The sequence below is a fragment of the Pseudomonas cichorii genome, from assembly GCF_015471405.1.
Taxonomy (GTDB): domain Bacteria; phylum Pseudomonadota; class Gammaproteobacteria; order Pseudomonadales; family Pseudomonadaceae; genus Aquipseudomonas; species Aquipseudomonas serbiensis.
The window spans coordinates 459,701-482,619 of sequence record NZ_BLVZ01000001.1 but is presented as its reverse complement, the minus strand read 5'-3'; the positions used below and the strand labels follow the sequence as shown (position 1 = coordinate 482,619).

2 protein-coding genes are annotated in these 22,919 nt (G+C 60.8%); both read left to right on the top strand.

The features are described 5' to 3' along the window. Positions 1 to 52 precede the first annotated feature (52 nt). On the top strand, positions 53 to 9,724 hold the full coding sequence (locus JL015_RS01495) for a non-ribosomal peptide synthetase (RefSeq protein ID WP_201017130.1): 9,672 nt from the start codon (positions 53 to 55) through the stop codon (positions 9,722 to 9,724). Next, complete coding sequence (locus tag JL015_RS01490) at positions 9,721 to 22,815, top strand: non-ribosomal peptide synthetase (RefSeq protein WP_201017129.1); 13,095 nt, start codon at positions 9,721 to 9,723, stop codon at positions 22,813 to 22,815. Before JL015_RS01495 ends, JL015_RS01490 begins: the two co-directional genes overlap by 4 nt. Positions 22,816 to 22,919: the final 104 nt, after the last annotated feature.

Here is a 22,919-nt window from a genome sequence, read left to right as displayed (position 1 = left end):
AGTGGATGGCGGATCGGGTGTCCAGTCGTTGTGTGATTCAAGGAGTAACTGCATGAACCAGTCCCTTTCCGTGCCCAACACTTATCCACTCACCGCCGCCCAGCGTGATATCTGGCTCGATCAGGCCGTGCGCAGTGACGTTCCTCTCTACAACATTGGCGGCTACACCGTCATCGAGGGCAGTGTTGATGCCGAGCGCCTTCAGCGTGCCATAGACCAGATGGTCCGTCGCCACGATGCGCTGCGGATGGTGTTGTTAAACGGGCTGGGCGACGACGGTTTGCCGGTTCAGACCTTTGTCGACGACTTGCCGCTGCAACTGTCGCTGCATGATTTCTCCGGTCAGGATGACCCCCAGGCCGCAGCGCTGGAGTTCGTTCAGGCCCGTAACCGTGTGCCGTTCGACCTCGATGGCTCGCCGCTGGTGCGTCTGCAACTGCTCAGGATCAATGATCACCTCAGCTATCTGGGAGTCCAGGCGCACCATATCGTGATCGATGGCTGGGGCATTTCGCTTCTGCTCAAGGAACTGGGCGAGCTGTATGGCGCTGTGCATGGCACGTCTGCTGACACCCTGGCTCCGTCTTACGTCCACTACATTCAGGACGACATTGCCTACCGCAACTCGAAACGCTACGCCCGCGATCAGGATTACTGGCTGGGCAAATATCAGGACGTTCCCGAGCCGCTGTTCGAGCCGCGGCACCTGGCTCGCCATGCCGGGGCTGTGGCTCCCGGTGGTCATGTATCACGCCGTTATCCGGCGACACTGCTTGAACGTATCGCTCAGGTTGCCGAGCCTCGCCAGTGTTCGCGCTTCCATGTGCTCATGGCGGCGCTCTATGTGTATTTCATGCGCACGTCCCGCCGGGAAGAGCTGGTCATCGGTCTGCCGGTACTCAACCGTTCCAATGCGAACTTCCGCAACACCATTGGCCTGTTCACTCAGGTCAGTGCAGTACGTCTTCAATTCGACGCCGATCTGGGCTTTGGTGAGCTGGTCAGTGAGGTGGCCCGCGCCCTCAAGCAGGATTACCGCAACCAGCGTTTCCCCTTGAGTGACATGAACCGCTCGCTGGGGCTGCTGCGCGACGGCCGCGATCAGGTTTTTGACCTTTCGGTTTCATACGAAGTGAGCGATCACCGTCTCGCGTTCGGCGAAGCGACTGCCTACTCGGTCAAATGCGCCAACGGCCATGAACAGACACCTCTTGCCTTGCACATACGGGCCAATCCGCACACGGATGAGGTCTGGCTGGAGTACATCTACAACGAAGCGTTTTTCCAGGCCGATGAAGTCGAAAGTCTCGCCGAGCGCTTCATGCATGTACTGGAACAGGGGCTGAAAAACCCGCAATTGCCGGTACACGGCTTCAGTCTGCCAACGCCGGGCGAGGCGCAACTGCTTGAGGCCTGGAACCATGGACAGCCAGCCGAAGACGACACCGGGACCATTCATGCCCGTTTCGAGGCGCAGGCCCAGGCTCGACCCGATGCCGTGGCATTGCTGCATGAAGGGCAGAGCGTCACCTACGGCCAGCTCAATGCCCAGGCCAATCAGGTAGCCCATCGCCTGAGACTGTTGGGGATCGGGCCTGACGATCGGGTAGGCATCTGTGTCGAGCGTGGCCCAAGGATGATCATCGGCTTGCTGGGTATTCTCAAGGCCGGTGCCGGTTATGTGCCGCTGGATCCCGCTTATCCACTGGAGCGCCTGGCGTTCATGCTGGACGACAGCACGCCGCTGGCGTTACTGACCGAGTCTGCACACCTTGAGCACTTGCCGGCTCAGGGCATTCCTGTCCTGCTTCTCGACCAGCCCGAGGCAGCGGGTTTTACCGAGCAGTCCGAAGAGAACCCGCAGGTTGATGGGCTTGAGCCGGGGCATCTGGCCTATGTGATCTACACCTCGGGTTCCACCGGGCAACCCAAGGGCGTGATGGTCGAGCATCGCAATGTCACGCGCCTGTTCTCGGCAACACGGGTGTGGTTCGACTTCGGTGCCGACGACGTCTGGGCACTGTTTCACTCGTTTGCCTTCGACTTTTCGGTCTGGGAAATCTGGGGCGCGCTGTTGCATGGCGGCCGTTTGTTGCTGGTACCGCAACTGACCACCCGTTCGCCCGAGGCCTGTTACGAACTGCTGTGCGAGGCCGGTGTTACGGTGCTCAACCAGACGCCCAGCGCGTTCCGCCAGATCATCGCTGCCCAGGGTGAAAGTCCTCGGCCCCATGCACTGCGCCAAGTGATCTTTGGGGGTGAAGCACTGGATACGGGGATTCTCAAGCCGTGGTATGCGCGCAAGGCGAATGCCGACACTCAACTCTTCAACATGTACGGCATTACTGAAACCACCGTACACGTCACCTGCCATCCGCTGTCCCGGGCGGATGTCGATGGCGGTGTCAGCCCCATCGGCAAGCGTATCCCCGATCTGCGCCTGTACCTGCTCGATGACTATGGCCAGCCGGTGCCTCCGGGTGTGGTCGCCGAGCTGTATGTAGGGGGTGCCGGTGTGGCGCGAGGTTATCTGAACCGTCCGCAGCTGGATGCAGAGCGCTTCCTGAAAGACTCCTTCGATGCTACACCGGGCGCACGGATGTACCGTTCCGGGGACCTTGCGCGCTGGACGGCAGACGGCAACCTCGACTATCTGGGGCGTAACGATGATCAGGTGAAAGTCCGTGGTTTCCGAATCGAACTGGGCGAGATCGAAAGCCGTCTCGCAGCCTGTGCCGGGGTCCGCGAAGCGGTGGTGATTGCGCGTCAGGACGAGCCGGGCGACAAACGTCTGGTGGGTTATGTGATCCCTCAGCCAGGCCAGACGCCGACCGCAAGCGATCTGCGTTCTGAGCTGTTGCAGAACCTGGCCGATTACATGGTACCGAGTGCCTTTGTGCTATTGGCCGACTTCCCCCTGACCGGCAACGGCAAGCTGGACCGCAAGGCATTGCCAGCGCCTGACGCATCAGCTTTCGCACGACGTGAATACGAAGCGCCGCAAGGCCCGGTGGAAACGGTTCTGGCTGACCTGTGGAGCGAGCTGCTCGGGGTCGAACGCATCAGCCGTCATGACCAGTTCTTTGAGCTGGGAGGCGATTCGCTGTTGGCAGTCAAGCTGATCGAGCGCATGCGCGATACGGGGCTGAAGGTCGATGTACGGGTCTTGTTCGGTCAGCCGACCTTGTCGGGGCTGGCCGAAACGGCGGGTTCCGGTCGAGATGTCGCGGTGCCGGTCAACCTCATCGAGCCGGGCGTACAGCGCATTACTCCGCAGATGCTGCCGCTGGCCCGTCTGAGCCAGGAACAGATCGATGCCGTGGTGGCGGGCGTTCCTGGGGGCGTGGCCAATGTCCAGGATATCTATGCGCTGGTGCCTTTGCAGGAAGGCATTCTCTATCACCACCTTGCGACACCTGAAGGCGACCCCTATCTGTTGCAAGGCACACTGCGCATGGACAGTCGCGCCCGGGTCGATGCATTTGTCCAGGCGCTGCAGGCCGTGGTCGAACGTCACGATATCCTGCGCACTTCCATTGCCTGGGAAGGCCTTGACGAGCCTGTGCAAGTTGTCTGGCGCGAGGCGCCGTTGCGGGTTCGCGAGCATGAGCTGCAAGGGGCTGACGGCGATATTGCCGGTCAGTTGCAAGCCTTGCTGGATCCACGGCACATGCGTTTCGACCTGCGCCAGGCTCCGCTGATGGAGCTGCATGTGGCCCAAGACGTAGTCCGTGGCGGCTGGGTCGCGGTCATTCTCTTCCATCACCTGATCGATGACGCCACATCGCTGCGCATTCTGGGTGCCGAAATCCAGGCACACATTGCAGGGCAAGGCGCCGAGTTGCCGGCATCCGTGCCGTATCGCAACTATGTCGCCCAATCCCGTCTTGGTATCAGCCGCGAGGAACATGAAGCCTTTTTCAGCGCGGCGCTGGGGGATGTGGATGAGCCAACGCTGCCATTCGGTCTGCAGGATGTTCGGGGTGACGGCAGTGCAATCGAACAGGCCGTATTGACGCTGGATGACCAACTCGCTCAGCGCCTGCGCGCCCATGCCCGCAGCCTGGGTGTCAGCAATGCCAGCCTTCATCATCTGGCCTGGGGGCAGGTGGTGGGGCGCTTGTCGGGCCGTCAGGATGTGGTGTTCGGCACGGTGCTGATGGGGCGACTGCAAGGCGGCCAGGACGCCGAGCGCGCTCTGGGCATGTTCATCAATACCTTGCCGCTGCGTGTCGCGGCGCAAGGGCCAAGTGTCAGGGCCGCAGCACGAGCGACCCATGACAGACTGGCGGCCTTGCTCGGCCATGAGCATGCGCCGCTGGCCCTGGCGCAACGCTGTAGCGGCGTTGCGGCACCGACGCCGTTGTTCAGCGCCTTGCTCAACTATCGCCATGCAGCGGTTGGCGCATCTACCGGTGGAGCAGGTTTGCAGTGGGCGGGCTTCGAGCTGGCAGGCGGTGAGGAGCGCACCAACTATCCGCTGTCGCTTTCGGTGGACGATCTGGGCGATGCCTTCAGCCTGACCGTACAGGTCGTGCCAGGCATCGGCGCACAGCGTATTGCCGATTACATGCAGGCGGTGCTGGCCGAACTGGCCGATGCACTGGACCGCACTGACGAGGTCGCATTGCAAGACCTGGCATTCATGCCGGATAGCGAACGTCAGCAATTGCTGCATGGCTTCAATGCCTGTGATCAGGCCTTTGCATCGCATCTGCTGGTGCATCAATTGTTCGAGGCCCAGGCCGAGCGTCAGCCGGACGCGCTGGCGGTGACTTTTGAAACGAAGCGTGTGACCTACGGCGAGCTGAATCGCCAGGCCAACCGCATTGCTCATCGTCTGCTGGAGCTGGGAGTTGGCTTCGACGACCGCGTCGCGATCTGCTGCCGCCGGAGTCCGGAAATGATTGCCGGCCTGCTGGGCATTCTCAAGGCTGGGGCAGGGTATGTGCCGCTCGACCCGGATTACCCGGCTGAACGCCTTGAATACATGCTTCGCGATGCTGCACCCAAGGCCGTGCTCAGCCAGGCCAGCATCGCCGGGTTGTTCAGTGAATCCACCGTGCCCGGTGTGCTGCTCGACGGCCTGGCCGAAGGGGCAGAAGAATTCAGTCGCCAGCCGGAGCACAACCCGGAGCTGGCCGCCCAAGGGCTTCGTCCTGAGCATCTGGCCTACGTCATCTACACCTCGGGTTCCACCGGCCAGCCCAAAGGCGTGGCCATGCCTCACGGCCCGCTGGTCAACCTGATGCACTGGCAGCTTGCCGAGGGCATCAAAAGTGGCAATACCGCTCCGGCGACCGTGCAGTTTGCGGCGCTTGGCTTTGACGTCGCCTTTCAGGAAATCTTCAGTACGCTGTGCGCCGGTGCGCCACTGTCGTTGATTCATGCCGATACCCGACTGGACCTGCGCAAGCTGTACCTGCACCTGTGCGAAGCGCGTATCGAGCGCCTCTATCTGCCGTGCATTGCCTTGCAGGCACTGGCCGAGGCGTTGATCGATGATCCGTCGTTGCGTCAGCAAACCTGCTCCTTGCGTGAGATCGTCACCGCCGGTGAGCAATTGCGCATTACCGCGCCGATCCGCGCACTGTTCGAGCATTTGTCCGAGTGTCGGCTGCATAACCACTACGGCCCGACCGAATCCCATGTCACCACTTCGTTTACCTTGCCGGTGAACGTGGCGCATTGGCCAACCTTGCCGGCCATTGGCGTGCCGGTGGCCAACACCCGTATTTACCTGCTCGATGAGCAGTTCCAGCCCGTACCGGTTGGCGTTGCGGGCGAGATCTACATTGGCGGGACGTGTGTTGCACGGGGTTACCTGAACCGTGACGAACTGACCGCCGAGCGTTTTCTGCGTGATCCTTTTGTCGAGGGCCGCCTGTACAAGACCGGCGACCTGGGCTGCCGAAGCGCTGATGGGGTAATCGAGTACCTGGGCCGTAACGATGACCAGATCAAGATCCGTGGCTTCCGGGTCGAGCTGGGTGAAATCGAATCCCGCCTGACCGATCACATCACCGTGCGTGATGCAGCGGTACTGGCTCGCGAAGACAACCCCGGCGACAAGCGCCTGATTGCCTATTTCACCCAGCAGCCAGGCCAGGAACCGGCCTCGGCCGATGTGCTGCGCGCTCACTTGCAGGCGTGCTTGCCGGACTACATGATCCCGGCCGCTTATGTCGAACTGGAAAAAATGCCGGTATCGGCCAACGGCAAGCTGGACCGTCGCTCCTTGCCCGCGCCGGACGCCACGGCATTCGTCAGTCAGGCCTATGAAGCACCGCGAGGCAACATCGAAACGACTCTGGCCAGCCTTTGGTCGCAGATACTGGGTGTTGCGCAGGTCGGTCGTCACGATCACTTCTTCGAGCTGGGCGGCCATTCGCTGCTGGCGGTGAAGCTGATCGAGCGTATGCGCCAGCTTGATCTGGATGCCGATGTTCGCGTGCTGTTCAGCCAGCCGACCCTGTCTGCTCTGGCCGCCGCTGTCGGTGGTGTCGAAGAAGCCCTGCAGATTCCGGATAACGGCATTTCTGAAGGTTGTGAACACATCACCGCATCAATGCTCACCTTGCTGGACCTGGAGCAGAGTGCTGTCGAGCGGATCGTTGCCGCCATGCCGGGCGGTGCGGCCAATATTCAGGATATCTACCCGCTTGCACCGCTACAGGAAGGGATTCTCTACCACCATATTTCTGCCGGGCAGGGTGATCCTTACCTGCTGCAGGCTGCTTTCGCCATGGACAGTCGGGCACAGCTCGACAGCTTCATTGCTGCGTTGCAAAGCGTTATCGATCGTCACGACATTCTTCGTACTGCGTTGATCTGGGATGGCCTGGAGCAGCCTGTGCAAGTGGTGCTGCGCCAGGCCCGCCTGATCGTCGAAACCCTTGAGCTGGATGCGTCCCTGGGTGATATCGCCAGCCAGTTGCAGGCACTGTTCGATCCGCGTGACCGCCGTCTCGACCTGGGACAGGCTCCGCTGATGCGCATGGCTTGCGCTCATGATGAACCGAACGGTCGCTGGGTCGCGATCCTGCTGTTCCACCACATCGCCCTCGACCATACCGCGCTGGAAGTGATGCAGCATGAAATGCAGCTCATTCTGAGCGGTGAACTGTCCGGGCTCGACACGCCGATGCCATATCGTCGCTATGTCGCCCAGGCCAGAATGGCCGTCAGTCAGGCAGCCCATGAAAGCTTCTTCCGCGAGATGCTTGCCGATGTGGAGGAGCCGACATTGCCGCTGGGCCTGCAGGAAGTGCAGGGTGACGGCCGTGGTGTCGAGGAGTGCAGGTTCAAGCTGGATGCTGCCTTGAGTGCGCGTTTGCGCGGCCTGTCCCGCAAACTGGGCGTCAGCCCGGCCAGCCTTCACCATCTGGCCTGGGCTCAGGTGGTAGGCAGTCTGTCAGGGCGCAGCGATGTAGTGTTCGGCACGGTGCTACTGGGGCGTATGCAGAGTGGCAGCGGTGCCGAGCGTGCTTTGGGGATGTTTATCAATACGCTGCCAGTGCGGGTTGCACTGGGTGCTGTCAGCGTCAGCCAGGGTGTTCGCCAGACCCATGCGCGCCTGACCGCTCTGCTGGGCCACGAACATGCTTCCTTGGCGCTGGCCCAGCGTTGCAGCGGCGTACCCGCATCCATGCCGTTGTTCAGCGCTTTGCTCAACTATCGCCATAGCCCGACCCAGACCGATGAAGAGGTCGAGCGCTGGGGCGGTGCCGAAGTACTGGAAGTGATGGAGCGGACCAACTATCCGTTCATGCTGTCGGTGGATGATCTGGGCGAAGGTTTCCTTCTTACGGTGCAGACCGTGGCGGCCATCGCTTCGCCGCGTGTTGCGGGTTATATGAACACCGCGCTGGAAAGCCTGGCCGATGCTCTGGAGTCAGCACCCGGCCTGCCGTTGCATGCACTGAAAATTCTGCCTGCCCAAGAGCGGGACGAGGTGATTTCCGGCTTCAATGCCACTCAGGTTCCATATCCTCTCGATCAGACCGTTCATGGCCTGTTCGAGGCTCAGGTCGAACGTACGCCGGATGCGGTTGCACTGGTGTCTGGCGATGAGCGCCTGAGCTATAAGGCGCTCAATGAGCGGGCCAACCGTTTGGCTCACCACCTGCGCAGTCAAGGCGTTGTGCCTGATTCACGGGTGGCGATCTGTGTCGAGCGTGGCATCGATATGGTGGTCGGGCTGCTGGCTATTTTGAAAGCCGGTGGTGGTTATGTGCCTCTGGACCCTGCTTATCCGGTTGAGCGACTTGCCTACATGCTGCAGGACAGTGCGCCTGCGGCTGTATTGGCGCAGACCGCAACGCTGGAGTTGCTGTCGGCTGCTGATGCGGTTGTGGTCAATCTGGATGAGATCACCTGGCAGAACCAGTCGGCTTCCAATCCGGTTATCGAGGGCCTGACTCCGGCTCATCTGGCGTATGTGATCTATACCTCGGGTTCGACTGGCTTGCCTAAAGGCGTGATGATCGAGCACCGCAATACGGTCAACTTCCTGACCTGGGCGCAGCAGGCGTTTGAGCCGGAAGTCCTGGCCAAAACCCTGTTCTCGACCTCACTGAACTTCGATCTTGCAGTTTACGAGTGCTTTGCGCCGCTGGCTTCTGGCGGCAGCATTGAAGTGGTCAAGAACGTGCTGGCCCTGCAAGAGGGCGAACATGACGTCACCTTGATCAATACCGTGCCTTCGGCCCTGAAAGCGTTGCTGGAATCGGGTGGTCTGGGGCCGGACGTTCATACCGTCAACGTCGCGGGTGAGGCCCTCAAAGGTTCGCTGGTTGAAAGGTTATTCGCTGAAACCAGCGTCAAGCGTCTGTGCAACCTCTATGGCCCGTCGGAAACCACCACCTATTCAAGCTGGGTGGAGATGGACCGCGAAGATGGTTTTGCGTCCCATATCGGCAAGCCGGTCGCCAATACCCAGTTCTATCTGCTGGACGAACATCGCCAGCCGGTGCCGCTGGGTGTTCCGGGCGAGATCTATATCGGCGGTGCGGGCGTGGCGCGCGGTTACCTGAACCGCGATGACCTGACGGCCGAACGCTTCCTTGAAGATCCATTCAACGCTGGCGCCCGCATGTATCGCACTGGCGACCTGGGTCGTTGGCTGGCAGATGGCAATATCGAATACCTGGGCCGTAACGACGATCAGGTGAAGATTCGCGGTTTCCGTATCGAACTGGGCGAGATCGAAGCCAGGCTGGCTCGCCATGAGAGTGTGAAAGAAGCGGTGGTCATGGCCCGTGAAGACGTGCCGGGGGACAAGCGTCTGGTGGCGTATTTCACCTCGACCATTGCCGAAGTCGATCTGGAAACCTTGCGCACCCATCTGCAAAGCCAGTTGCCGGAATACATGGTCCCGGCGGCCTATGTCCATCTTGAAAAACTGCCACTGACGCCAAACGGCAAGCTGGACCGCAAGGCATTGCCTGCGCCAGACCAGCAAGCCCTGATCAGCCGAGGCTATGAAGCGCCGCAAGGCGAAACCGAAATCATCCTGGCGCAGATCTGGGCCGATGTGCTCAAGGTCGAGCGTGTAGGGCGTCATGACCATTTCTTTGAACTGGGCGGTCACTCGTTGCTGGCGGTCAGCCTGATGGAAAGGGTACGTCAGGCAGGCATTGAAGCCGACGTCAAAACCCTGTTTGAACAACCTACCCTCGCGAAATACGCCGCTGCGACGGAAAAAACGGAGATTTTCCTGTGAATTTGATTGATCTGCTGGCAACACTGGAAGAAAAAGGCGTCGAGCTTTCCGTCACGGGTGATCAACTGGCGGTACGCGGCCGCAAGCAATCGATTGCTGAGCCCGCCACCCTGGCATTGCTGCGTGAACACAAGGCAATGCTGATCGAGTCGATCAAGAGCGGCGCTTATGCCAGCACTCTGGCGAGCCTGCAAAGCGTGCCCGCCAACGGCATTGTTCCGGGCTGCGAGCGCATCACGCCGGATATGCTGCCGTTGCTGGTCCTGGAGCAGGCGGCCATCGACAGGATCGTGGCCGGCATTCCCGGAGGCACGGCCAATGTTCAGGATATCTACCCGCTGGCGCCGTTGCAGGAAGGGGTTCTCTACCATCACCTGACTGCCGAACGCGGCGACCCTTACGTGTTGCAGGCCGAATTCACCATGGCCAGCCGCGAGCGACTGAATGATTTCGTCGATGCCTTGCAGAGCGTGATCGACCGGCATGACATCTTGCGCACGTCCCTTGCGTGGGAAGGTCTGGAAGAGCCCGTGCAAGTGGTCTGGCGTGAAGCGCAACTGGGTGTCAGGGACATTACCCACGAACTGGACGAGGGTGAAGTGCTGCCACAGCTCAAGGCACGCTTTGATCCTCGCCACTATCGTCTGGATATCGGCAAGGCGCCGCTATTGCTGTTGGTGGTCAGCGAAGACAAGGCCAATCAGCGCTGGCTGGGCATGCTGCTGTTTCATCATCTGGCCATCGACCATGCGGCACTGGAGATCGTGCAGCGTGAAATGCAGGCATTTTTGACCGGTCAGTCTAAAACCCTCGAAGCCCCTGTGCCTTATCGCAACTATGTGGCGCAGACCCGCCAGCCCGGAAAACGTCAGGGCCACGAAGCGTTTTTCAGCGAGATGCTGGGGGATATGGATGAGCCCACCTTGCCGTTCGGCCAGCAGGATGTACTGGGCGACGGAAATGGAGTCGAAGAGGCGCATTTGACACTGTCTGCCGAACTTGGGCAGCGCCTGCGCGCCCAGACCCGGCAACTGGGCGTCAGCGCGACCAGCCTCTGCCATCTGGCCTGGGCCCGGGTGCTGAGCGTGGTGTCGGGTCGCGATGATGTGGTGTTCGGTACGGTCATGCTGGGCCGTATGCAGGCAACGCAGGCTGCCGGGCAATCCTTGGGCATGTTCATCAACACCTTGCCGCTGCGTGTGCGTATCGGCGGGCAGAGTGCGCGTGACGGGGTCTCGAACACCCACGCCACGCTGACCCAACTGCTGGGTCACGAGCATGCGTCCCTGGCTCTGGCCCAACGTTGCAGCGGCGTTATCGCCCCGACACCGCTATTTAGCGCCTTGTTGAACTACCGGCACAGCACCGACGCCGGGCAACAGCTGGATGCGCAGACACTGGCCGCCTGGCAAGGCATTGAAACCCTGAGTGCGGAAGAGCGGACCAACTACCCGCTGATTCTGTCGGTAGATGACTTTGGCGAGCACTTTGCGCTCAACGTGCAGGCTTCTGTGCATATCGGTGCGCAACGTGTTGCAGGTTATATGGCAGCCGCTCTGACAAATCTGGTCAGCGCTCTGGAGGCCGGGGGTAAAACAGAGCTGACGGATATTTCGGTACTGCCACAAGCCGAGCGTGAGCAACTGCTGCATGGCTTCAACGACAGCGCCTGCGACTATCCACGCGACAGCTCCGTTCATGCCTTGTTTGAAAGGCAAGTGGCCACGCGACCTGAAGCTATTGCCGCAGTGCATGGCAAACAGGCGCTGACCTATGCCGAACTCAATGCTCAGGCCAATCGTCTGGCTCATCATCTGATTGGCCAGGGCGTTATCTCAGGCGATGCGGTTGCGATTCTGCTGCCACGCTCGCTGGATCTGCTGGTTGCGCAACTGGCAATCATCAAGTGCGCAGCCATTTATGTGCCGCTGGATATCAATGCACCCCAGGAACGTCAGGCCTTTATGGTGCAGGACAGCGGCGCCCGCCATGTCCTGACCCATGGCGAGCTGGCAGTGCCGCAAGGCGTTGCTCGCATTGATCTGGACAGCCTTGATCTGACTCATGAGCACGGTAATAACCCGGATCTGGCCTGTTCCAGCGAAAGTGCGGCCTACATCATGTACACCTCGGGTTCCACCGGTACGCCAAAAGGGGTACTGGTCCCGCATCGCGCCATTGCCCGGTTGGTGATCAATAACGGCTATGCCGATTTCAACGCGCATGACCGGGTGGCGTTTGCCTCGAACCCGGCGTTTGACGCCAGTACCCTGGACGTTTGGGCGCCGCTGCTCAATGGCGGCAGTGTTGTGGTCGTCGATCAGGATATCTTGCTGTCTCTGCCTGAGTTCCGGGCTCTGTTGCTGGAACAGTCGGTTAGCGTTTTGTGGATGACAGCCGGTCTGTTTCATCAATACGCCTCGGGCCTCTACGATGCCTTTGCCCAGTTGCGTTACTTGATTGTCGGCGGCGATGTGCTCGATCCTTCGATCATTGCTCAGGTCTTGAAGCACGGCGCGCCTCAGCATCTGCTCAATGGCTATGGCCCGACCGAAGCAACGACCTTCTCGGCAACCCATGAAATCAAGGCCGTGGGTGAGGGCAGTATTCCGATTGGCAAGCCGCTGGCCAATACCCGGTTGTACGTACTGGATGCCCGTCAGCAGCCGGTTCCGCTAGGCGTGACTGGCGAGCTGTATATCGGCGGCGATGGCGTAGCGCTCGGTTACCTGAATCGCGCAGACCTTACCGAGCAGGTTTTTGTTACCGATCCCTTCAGCAATGACCCAGCCGCCCGTCTGTATCGCACTGGCGACCTGGCCTGCTGGCTGCCTGACGGTTCGGTGGAATACCGTGGCCGCAATGACAATCAGGTCAAGATCCGTGGTTTCCGGATCGAACCGGGCGAGATCGAGGCCAGACTGGCGCGCCATGAGGCCGTAAAAGATGCGGTGGTTCTGGTTCGCGAAGACGTGCCGGGTGACAAGCGTCTGGTGGCGTATTTCACCTCGACCGTTGCCGAAGTCGATCTGGAGGCACTGCGCACCCATCTGCAAAGCCAATTGCCGGACTATATGGTCCCGGCGGCCTATGTTCATCTGGATAGCCTGCCGCTGACCAATAACGGCAAGCTGGACCGCAAGGCATTGCCAGCTCCAGACCAGCAAGCCCTGATCAGCCGAGGCTATGAAGCGCCGCAAGGCGAGACCGAAACCACTCTGGCGCAGATCTGGGCTGAAGTGCTGCAAGTCGAGCGTGTAGGGCGGTTCGATCATTTCTTTGAACTGGGCGGTCATTCGCTGCTGGCGGTCAAGCTGATCGAAAAAATGCGTCAGCAAGGGCTCAGCGCTGATGTTCGGGTCCTGTTTGGCCAGCCAACCTTGATGGCACTGGCTGCTGCGGTGGGCAGCGGTACGGAAATCCGTGTGCCGACCAACCTGATCGAGCCGGGCTGCACGCGGATCACGCCGGATATGCTGCCTCTGGTCGAACTGGACCAGAACACCCTTGATCTTGTCGTGGCAACGGTGCCCGGCGGTGCTGCCAATGTGCAGGATATCTATCCGCTGGCACCGCTTCAGCAAGGCATTCTTTACCATCACATCAGCGCCGAACAGGGCGACCCCTATGTGTTGCAGGCAACTTTCTCGGTCAGGAGCCGGGAGCGTCTCGATGCCTTTGCCGATGCGTTGCGTCATGTCATCCAGCGCCACGACATTCTGCGTACTGCCGTGGTCTGGCAAGGGCTGAGCGAGCCGCTGCAAGTGGTCTGGCGTGAGGCTGAGCTGGTCGTGGAGTTCCTTAAACCGGACCCTCGCAATGGCGCTATTGGCGAGCAACTGAGCGAACGTTTCGCCAGCAGCCACTATCGTCTCGATCTGGCCGAGGCTCCCTTGATCCGTCTGGCCTGTGCCCGTGACGGCGACGGCTGGGTCATGCTGCTGATCTTCCATCACCTGGCGCTGGACCATACCGCACTGGATGTGGTGCGTGAGGAAATGCAGGCCTTCATGCTGGGCGAAGCCGATGCGTTGCCCGCTGCCGTGCCATACCGCAACTATGTGGCTCAAGCCCGCCTGGGGATGGGGCAGCAGGAGCACGAAGCCTTTTTCCGCGACATGCTGGGCGATGTCGATGAGCCTACGCTGGCTTACGGCCAGGCCTCGTTGCCTGATGACGGCGGCCATATCGAAGAAGCCCGTGTGCAACTGGATATCGAACTGTGTCGCCGGATTCGTGTGCAGGCTCGCCAGCTTGGTGTCAGTGCCGCCAGCCTGATGCATCTGGTCTGGGCGCTGGTGGCCGGCAAGGCCAGCGGCCGTACTCAGGCGGTGTTCGGCACGGTGCTTATGGGCCGCATGCAGGGCGGCGACGGTGCCGACCGTGCCTTGGGCATGTTCATCAACACGCTGCCGCTGCGGGTGGATATCGATGGGCGTAGCGTGGTCGAGGGTGTGAAATCCACCCATGCACGCCTCAGCGCACTGCTTGGCCACGAACATGCTTCGCTGGCGCTCGCGCAACGCAGCAGTGCCGTGGCGGCGCCTTCGCCACTGTTCAACTCATTGCTCAATTATCGCCATAGCGCAGCCGACGTTACTTCCAGCCAGGCGTTGTCGGCCTGGGACGGCATCGAAAGCCTGAGCAACGAAGAGCGCACCAACTATCCACTGGCCATTTCCGTGGATGACCTGGGCGAAAGCTTTACCGTCAGCGTGCTGGCGATGCAGGAAATCGGTGCCCGGCGTGTCTGCGACACCTTTGCCTACACGTTGCAGCAACTGGTCGCGGCCCTTGATGAGCGCCCGCAGACTGCGCTGTATGACGTGCCGGTCATTGCACCACCGGAGCGTCAACGCCTGCTTGAAGAGTTCAACGCCACCGCCACGGATTATCCAAGGCACCAGACATTACAGCCCCTGTTCGAAGCGCAGGTTGCCGAGCGACCTGAAGCCGTTGCCGCCGTACACGGCGAACAGATACTGACCTACGCCGAACTCAACCGCCGAGCCAACCGTCTGGCCCATTACCTGAAAGGGCTCGGGGTTAACGCGGGCGATGCAGTGGCGATCTTGCTGCCGCGTTCGCTGGACCTGCTGGTTGCGCAACTGGCAATCACCAAATGTGCCGCCCTCTACGTGCCGCTGGACGTCAATGCACCGCTGGACCGTCAGGCCTTCATGGTCCGGGACAGCGGTGCCCGGCAGTTGCTGACCCATCATGGTCGTGAGATTCCAGACGGCGCCGAGCGCCTGGATCTGGATCGACTCGATGTAAGCAACCAGCCGGATCATGATCCCCAGAACAGCTGCACGGCAGAGTCAGCGGCTTACATCATGTACACCTCGGGCTCTACCGGTACGCCCAAAGGGGTGATCGTCGCGCACCGTGGCATTGTAAAACTGGTGCGCAATAACGGTTTTGCCGATTTCAACCACAAAGACCGCCTGGCATTTGCGTCGAACCCGGCGTTTGACGCCAGCACCCTGGAAGTCTGGGCTGCGTTGCTCAATGGCGGACAAGTGGTGGTGATCGATCATGAACTGCTGCTGGACCCGCCGCGTCTGGCCGAAGAGCTGGTAGCGAAGGCCGTGACATCGCTGTTTGTGACCACGGCAGTGTTCAATCAGTACGTGAGCCTGATCGGCAAAACCCTGGCCGGCCTGCGTATTCTGATGTGTGGCGGTGAGCGTGCCGACCCGCAAGTGTTCCGGGACTTGCTGGCCATTGCTCCGGACCTGCGTTTGATCCACTGCTATGGCCCGACGGAAACCACTACTTACGCGACAACCCTGCACGTGACCGATGTGCCGCTGGAAATGAGCAATGTGCCCATCGGCAAACCGCTGGCCAATACTCAGGTGTATGTGCTGGATGCCCGTCAGCAGCCGGTTCCGATCGGGGTCGCCGGGGAAATCTGCATTGGCGGCGACGGTGTTGCACGGGGTTATCTGAATCGTCCCGAACTGAATGCCCAGTCGTTTATCGCTGACCCGTTCAGCCGCGTCGAGGGCGCGCGTCTCTATCGCTCCGGCGACCGTGGTTGCTGGCGTGCGGATGGCAGCCTTGAGCACCTTGGCCGCGGTGACGGCCAAGTGAAACTGCGCGGTTTTCGTATCGAGCCGGGTGAGATCGATGCGCGTCTGAAAGCCTGCCCGGGCGTTCATCAGGCATCGGTCGTGATACGCGAAGACGTGCCGGGGCAAAAGCAACTGGTGGCGTATTACACCGCCGAATCAGCCAGTTCGCAGCTGACTGCTCAGAGTGTCCAGGCCTGGTTGCGTGAGGCTCTGCCGGAATACATGGTGCCTTCTGCCTTTGTATGTCTTGAGCACTGGCCCTTGAACAACAACGGCAAGCTTGACCAGAAGGCGCTGCCTGTCCCTGACGCGCAGGCACTGACCAGCAGTGTCTACGAGGCGCCAGAGGGTGAGGTCGAAACCCTGCTGGCCCACATCTGGTCACAGGTGCTGAAGGTGGAGCGCGTAGGGCGCTTCGATAACTTCTTTACCTTGGGCGGCCATTCGCTGCTGGCGGTGACGCTGATCGAGCGCATGCGCCAGGAAGGTCTGCGCGCCGATATCAAGGTTCTGTTCAACCAGCCTACGCTGGCGGCACTGGCTGCTTCGCTGACGACGGAACAGGATATTCAGGTACCCGCCAACCTGATCCCGGCTGACTGCCAGAGTATCGAACCCTGGATGCTGCCTATGGCCAGTCTCGACCAGACGGCCATCGACGATATCGTCGCTGCCGTGCCGGGCGGCGTGGCCAATGTGCAGGACATCTATGCGCTTGCGCCGTTGCAGGAAGGCATCCTGTATCACCATGTCGCCGCCCGCCAGGGAGACCCGTTCATCCTGCAGTCCTTGCTGGCGCTGGACAGTGAAGAGCGTCTGCAAGCGCTTACCCTTGCATTCCAGAAGGTTATCGACCGTCATGACATCCTGCGCACGGCGGTGTTCTGGAAAGGCCTGGAAGCTCCGGTTCAAGTGGTGCTTCGCACGGCAACCCTGACCAGCGAGCGCGTTGAACTGGACCCGGCCGCAGGCGATATCGTCGAGCAGATGCGTGAGCGGTTCGCCGCTCGCAACGTGCGCATGGACATCAGCAAGGCTCCGCTGGTCTGCATGCCTTACGCCTGGGATCCGCTGAATCAGCGCTACGTGGTGGCGCTGGTGCTTCATCACCTGATCATGGATCACGTGGCCTTCGAGGTGGTGGTCTCCGAAATTCAGAGCCTGTTGCTGGATGAAGCCGCACCGTTGCCGGTACCGGTTCCGTATCGCAACTACATCGCCCAGGTACGCCTGGGTGCCGATGAGGCTGCTCATGAGCGCTTCTTCCGCGACATGCTGCAAGCAGTGGAAGAGCCCACCTTGCCGTTTGGCAAGCAGGTATCGGAAGGTGCCGTGGATGAAGTCCGGCAGAGTGTGAACAGCGATGTCAGCCGGCGCGCCCGCAGCCTTGCCCGTAATCTGGGTGTCAGTGCGGCCAGCCTCTATCACCTGGCGTGGGGCCTGGTAGTGGGCCGGGTTTCAGCGAGTGACGATGTGGTGTTCGGCACGGTGCTGGTGGGCCGGATGCGTGGCGGTGAAGGTGCCGACCGGGCGCTGGGCATGTTCATCAACACCTTGCCGATCCGTGTGGAGCTGGGGCAAGAGGCCGTGACTCAGGCGGTCAGGCAGGTGCATGCGCGCCTGACCGGTCTGCTGGAACATGAGCACGCATCCCTGGCACTGGCCCAGCGTTGCAGTGGCGTCGCTGCGCCAACGCCGTTGTTCAGTGCATTGCTCAACTTCCGCCATAGCCCGGCAGATGACTCGGTTCAGGCTCAGACTGCCTGGCAGGGGATTCAGGGCCTTGAAGCCCATGAGCACACTGCGTACCCGTTGACGCTGGCTGTGGACGATACGGGAGAAGCTGTTGTTCTGACCGTGCAGGCTACCTCTGGAATCAATGCCGAAAACCTGTGCGATTACATGCAGTCTGCGTTGCAGAAGCTGGTGGAAACGCTCGAACAGGCACCACTGACAGCCCTGAATAGTCTTTCGATATTGCCGCAAACCGAGCAGGACCGCGTGCTGCACACCTTCAACGCCACACAGCACGACTACCCTCGCGATGAACTGATTCACGGGTTCTTCGAGCAGCAGGTCGAACGTACGCCTGATGCGGCTGCAGTCAGCGACCACAATGGCCAGTCATTGAGCTACAGCGCGCTTAACCAGCGCGCCAACCAGTTGGCCCATCAACTGATCAAGCAAGGTGTAACACCGGATGCCAGGGTCGCCGTGGCCCTGCGCCGTAGCAACGAACTGGTGGTCGCGCTTCTGGCGATTATCAAGGCCGGTGGCGCGTACGTGCCGATAGACCCGGACCTGCCGGACAATCGCCGGGACTATATGCTCGACGACAGCGCACCGGTGGCGATGCTGACCTCCGAAGCCCTGCTGGATAATGTGGCCCGAGCGGATATTCCCGTGCTGCTGGTTGACGAAGACATCGACCGCTCCGCGTTTCCGAATACCAACCCAGACCCGGCATTGCTGGGCCTTGAAGCCACGCACCTGGCTTATGTGCTGTACACCTCAGGCTCCACCGGCAAGCCAAAAGGTGTGATGAACGAACACCGGGGCGTGGTCAACCGCCTGCTCTGGGCACGGGACGAATACCGAGTCAATAAAACCGACCGGGTGCTGCAAAAGACGCCTTTCGGCTTTGACGTATCGGTCTGGGAATTCTTCCTGCCGCTGCTGACCGGCGCTCATCTCTACATGGCGCGCCCTGGCGGCCATCAGGACCCAGCCTATCTGGCTCAGGTCATGCGCGAGCAAAACATCACTCTGTTGCACTTCGTTCCCTCGATGCTGGAAGTGTTCCTGGAGCATGGCGACAATCAGGGTTTTACCGCCCTGAGCCGCGTGTTGTGCAGTGGCGAAGCCTTGCCTCGCAGTCTGCAGAAGCGTTTCGAGGAGCAACTGGCGCCGGTCGAGCTGCATAACCTCTATGGCCCGACCGAAGCCGCCATTGACGTCACGTCCTGGCACTGCCGCCCGAGCGACGAAGGCGACAGCGTGCCGATTGGCCGGCCTATCGCCAATATCCAGATCTATATCCTCGATCCCCATGGCCAGCCAACACCTGTGGGTGTGGCGGGTGAAATCAACATTGGTGGCGTGGGCGTTGCCCGTGGCTACCTGAACCTGCCTGAACTGAGCGCCGAACGCTTTGTGCGTGATCCGTTCTCCAGTGACCCGCAGGCTCGCCTGTACAAGACCGGCGATCTGGGCCGCTGGCTGGACAATGGCGCGGTCGAGTACATCGGCCGTAACGACTTCCAGGTCAAGATCCGTGGCCAGCGCATCGAGCTGGGCGAGATCGAAGCCAGGCTGGCCTTGCACGAGGCCATCAAGGAAGCTGTGGTGCTGGCTCGCGATGGCGCCACTGGCGACAAGATTCTGGTGGCTTACTTCACCTTGCGCACCGGCTCGACTCTGGAAATCCATGAGCTGCGCAGCCATTTGCAGATTCACCTTCCCGATTACATGGTGCCCACTTCCTTTATCGGGCTGGACGTTTTGCCACTTACGGCCAATGGCAAGCTGGATCGCGGCCGCTTGCCTGCACCCGAGGCGAACGACGTGATCAGCCGCAGTTTTGAGGCACCTCGGGGCGAAGTGGAAATCACTCTGGCAGAACTGTGGCAAAACCTGCTGAAAGTCCCTCAAGTGGGGCGTGAAGACCACTTCTTCGAGCTGGGTGGTCATTCGTTGCTGGCCATGCGTCTGGTTTCGCAGGTCCGCCAGCAGTGGGGCGTGGAGCTGCAACTGGCCGAGCTGTTTGCCCATCCGCAATTACATGCAGTGGCCGGGCAGATTATCCTCGCGACACGCAGCACCTGGCCGGATATCACACCGGTTTCCCGTGATGAAGAATTGCCGCTCTCGTTCGCCCAGCAGCGCCTGTTGTTCCTGGCAAAGATGGAGGGTGCCAGCGCGGCCTACCATTTGCCGGCCGGTCTGCGCTTGAAAGGCGTACTCGACGTGTCGGCCCTGCAGCGTGCTCTGGACCGGATCGTGGCGCGTCATGAGGCCTTGCGGACGTGTTTCGTGCAGCCTGCTGGCGGTGCGGCGTTGCAACGAATCTTGCCGGCACACAGCGGTTTTACGCTGACTCATGTGGACCTTTCGGGACACGACGAGCCGTCCGTGGCACTGGACGAGTTGACCGCTCAAGAGGCGCAGCAGGCCTTCGATCTGCAACAGGGACCACTGATTCGTGGCCAGTTGATTCGACTGGCGACCGAAGAGCATGTGCTGTTGGTGACCATGCACCATATCGTTTCCGATGGCTGGTCCATGGGCGTGCTGACGGCCGAGCTGGGCGCTCTCTACGCGGCCTTTGTGCAAGGCGAGCCGGACCCTCTGCCGCAACTGGCCGTGCAATACGCCGACTATGCCGTCTGGCAGCGCCGCCTGCTGGACAGCGAAGCCTTGCAGGCCCAGACCGACTGGTGGCGCAAGGCACTGGCACAGGCTCCGGCGGTGCTGACGCTGCCGACCGATCAGCCACGCCCGGCGTTGCAGGATTATTCGGGTGCTGCGATACCGGTCTGCTTCGACGCGCAGTTGACCGCGCAGCTTCAGGATTTGAGCAGGTGCCACGGCACCACGTTGTACATGACCGTGCTGGCCGCCTGGGCGGCCACGCTCGGGCGTTTGTCAGGCCAGGAGCACGTGGTCATCGGCTCGCCGGTTGCCAACCGCATGAATGCAGAGATCGAAGGGCTTATCGGCCTGTTCGTCAATACCCTTGCGTTGCCGATCGACTTGTCCGGCAAACCCGACTTTGCCGAACTGCTGCGCCGGGTCAGGCAGTTGTCCCTGGAGGCTCAGGCTCGTCAGGCATTGCCATTCGAGCATGTGGTCGAGGTGGTCAAACCGGTGCGTAGCCTGTCACACAGTCCATTGTTCCAGGCCATGTTGTCGTGGCAGAACAACGAGAATGTCGATCTGATGCTGGGCGACCTGACACTGGAGGGCATTGGTGCGCCGAGAAACAGCGCCAAGTTCGACCTGTCTCTGGATCTCGGAGAGATCAACGGCCAGTTGCAAGGCAGCCTGGAATTCGCCACGGCCCTGTTTTACCCGGAAACCGTCGAGCGTTATCGCGGTTATCTGGAAAACCTGCTGCGAGCCATGGTGGCCGATGCCGAACAGGCCGTGTACGGGGTTGCGTTGCCAGGAGAAGCAGAACGACTGCATCTGGCGCGTTTCAACGACACACACCATTACTATCCACCGGCACAGACCATTCACGGCCTTTTCGAGGCGCAGGTACTGCGTACGCCTGATGCTCCAGCGCTGATCCATGGCCATGAGCAACTGAGCTATCGGCAGTTGAACGAACGAGCCAATTGTCTGGCCTGGCATTTGCGCACACAGGGCGTCGAGCCTGACGCCCGGGTGGCGATCTGCATGGAGCGCGGCACGGAAATGGTGGTCGGCCTGCTGGCCATCCTCAAGGCGGGTGGCGGTTATGTGCCGCTGGACCCGGCGTATCCCGTCGAGCGTATTGCCTACATGCTGGAGGACAGCGCACCGACAGTGGTGCTGGCCCATGGACCGACCCTTGGCCTGCTGTCTGCCACGCCTGCACCGGTGATCGATCTGGACAGCAGAACCTGGCTCGGACAACCGCTGGAAAACCCGGACGTTACCGGGCTGAACGCTGCCCATCTGGCGTATGTGATTTACACCTCCGGTTCCACCGGTATGCCCAAAGGCGTGATGATCGAACACCGCAACACGGTCAACTTCCTGAGCTGGGCCAAGCGCGCTTTCGAGCCGGCAGTGCTTGCCAGGACGCTGTTCTCCACTTCGTTGAACTTCGATCTGGCGGTCTACGAGTGCTTTGCTCCGCTGACAACCGGTGGTTGCATCGATCTTGTGCAGAATGCGCTTGAATTGCAGCGAAATGAGCACGATGTCACGCTGATCAATACCGTGCCTTCGGCGCTCCAGGCGCTGCTGGATACCAGCGGGCTGGCGCAGGGCGTGCATACGGTCAACGTGGCGGGCGAAGCGCTCAAGCGCAGCCTGGTGGAAAAGCTGTTCGAGCAGACTCAGGTCAAGCGTCTGTGCAACCTCTATGGCCCTTCGGAAACCACTACTTACTCAAGCTGGGTCGCGATGGATCGCGAAGACGGTTTCAGCGCGCACATCGGCAAACCCATCGCCAATACTCAATTCCATGTGCTGGACGAGTACCTGAACCCGGTGCCGCTGGGTGTTGCGGGCGAACTCTTCATTGGCGGGGCTGGCGTGGCGCGGGGTTATCTCAATCGTGACGACCTGACCGCCCAGCGTTTCCTCGATGATCCGTTCAGCAGTGTCCCTGGCGCTCGCATGTATCGTACCGGGGATCTGGGGCGCTGGCTGGCGGACGGCAATATCGAGTACCTGGGCCGTAACGACGATCAGGTGAAGATTCGCGGTTTCCGTATCGAGCTTGGGGAAATCGAAGCGCGCCTGGCCCGACACGAAGCTGTGCGGGACGTGGTGGTCGTGGCCCGTGAAGACGAGCCGGGGGATGTGCGGCTGGTAGCGTATTACACGCCGCAGAGCCCGAAGGTTCTGGTCGACAGTGGTTTGTTGCGAGCCCATTTGCAGGCGCAATTGCCTGAGTACATGGTCCCCGCAGCTTACGTGCGCCTGGATGCCATGCCGCTGACACCCAATGGCAAGCTGGATCGCAAGCTGTTGCCGTTGCCTGACAGCAACGCTTACGTGACTCATCGTTACGAAGCGCCCCAGGGTGAAACCGAAACCTGGCTGGCCATGCTCTGGGCCGAGTTGCTGAAGGTCGAGCGAGTGGGGCGTCATGACCATTTCTTCGAGCTGGGCGGGCATTCGCTGTTGGCGGTCAGCCTCATCGAACGCATGCGTCATGAGGGGCTGGAAGCCGACGTTCGTGTGCTGTTCGGGCAGTCGACGCTGGCTGCGGTGGCGGCTTCGGTGGTGCCCCTGCGCACCCTTGAAGTTTCGGCATCCCGGGTACCGACCCAGCAGCGCAAACGCCGCATCTGATCTGTCTCTTTGTTGACCTTTCGGTGTCCCCGTTCAAGGGGACGCCGCTTTCCCAAAGCCCCTGACGTCTTGCATCCCGCCTGTCCCTACATACCGTGACAGAC

Excerpts from the sequence above, each read along its gene's own strand:
- JL015_RS01495 (WP_201017130.1), top strand. The coding sequence starts at position 53 with ATGAACCAGTCCCTTTCCGTGCCCAACACTTATCCACTCACCGCCGCC.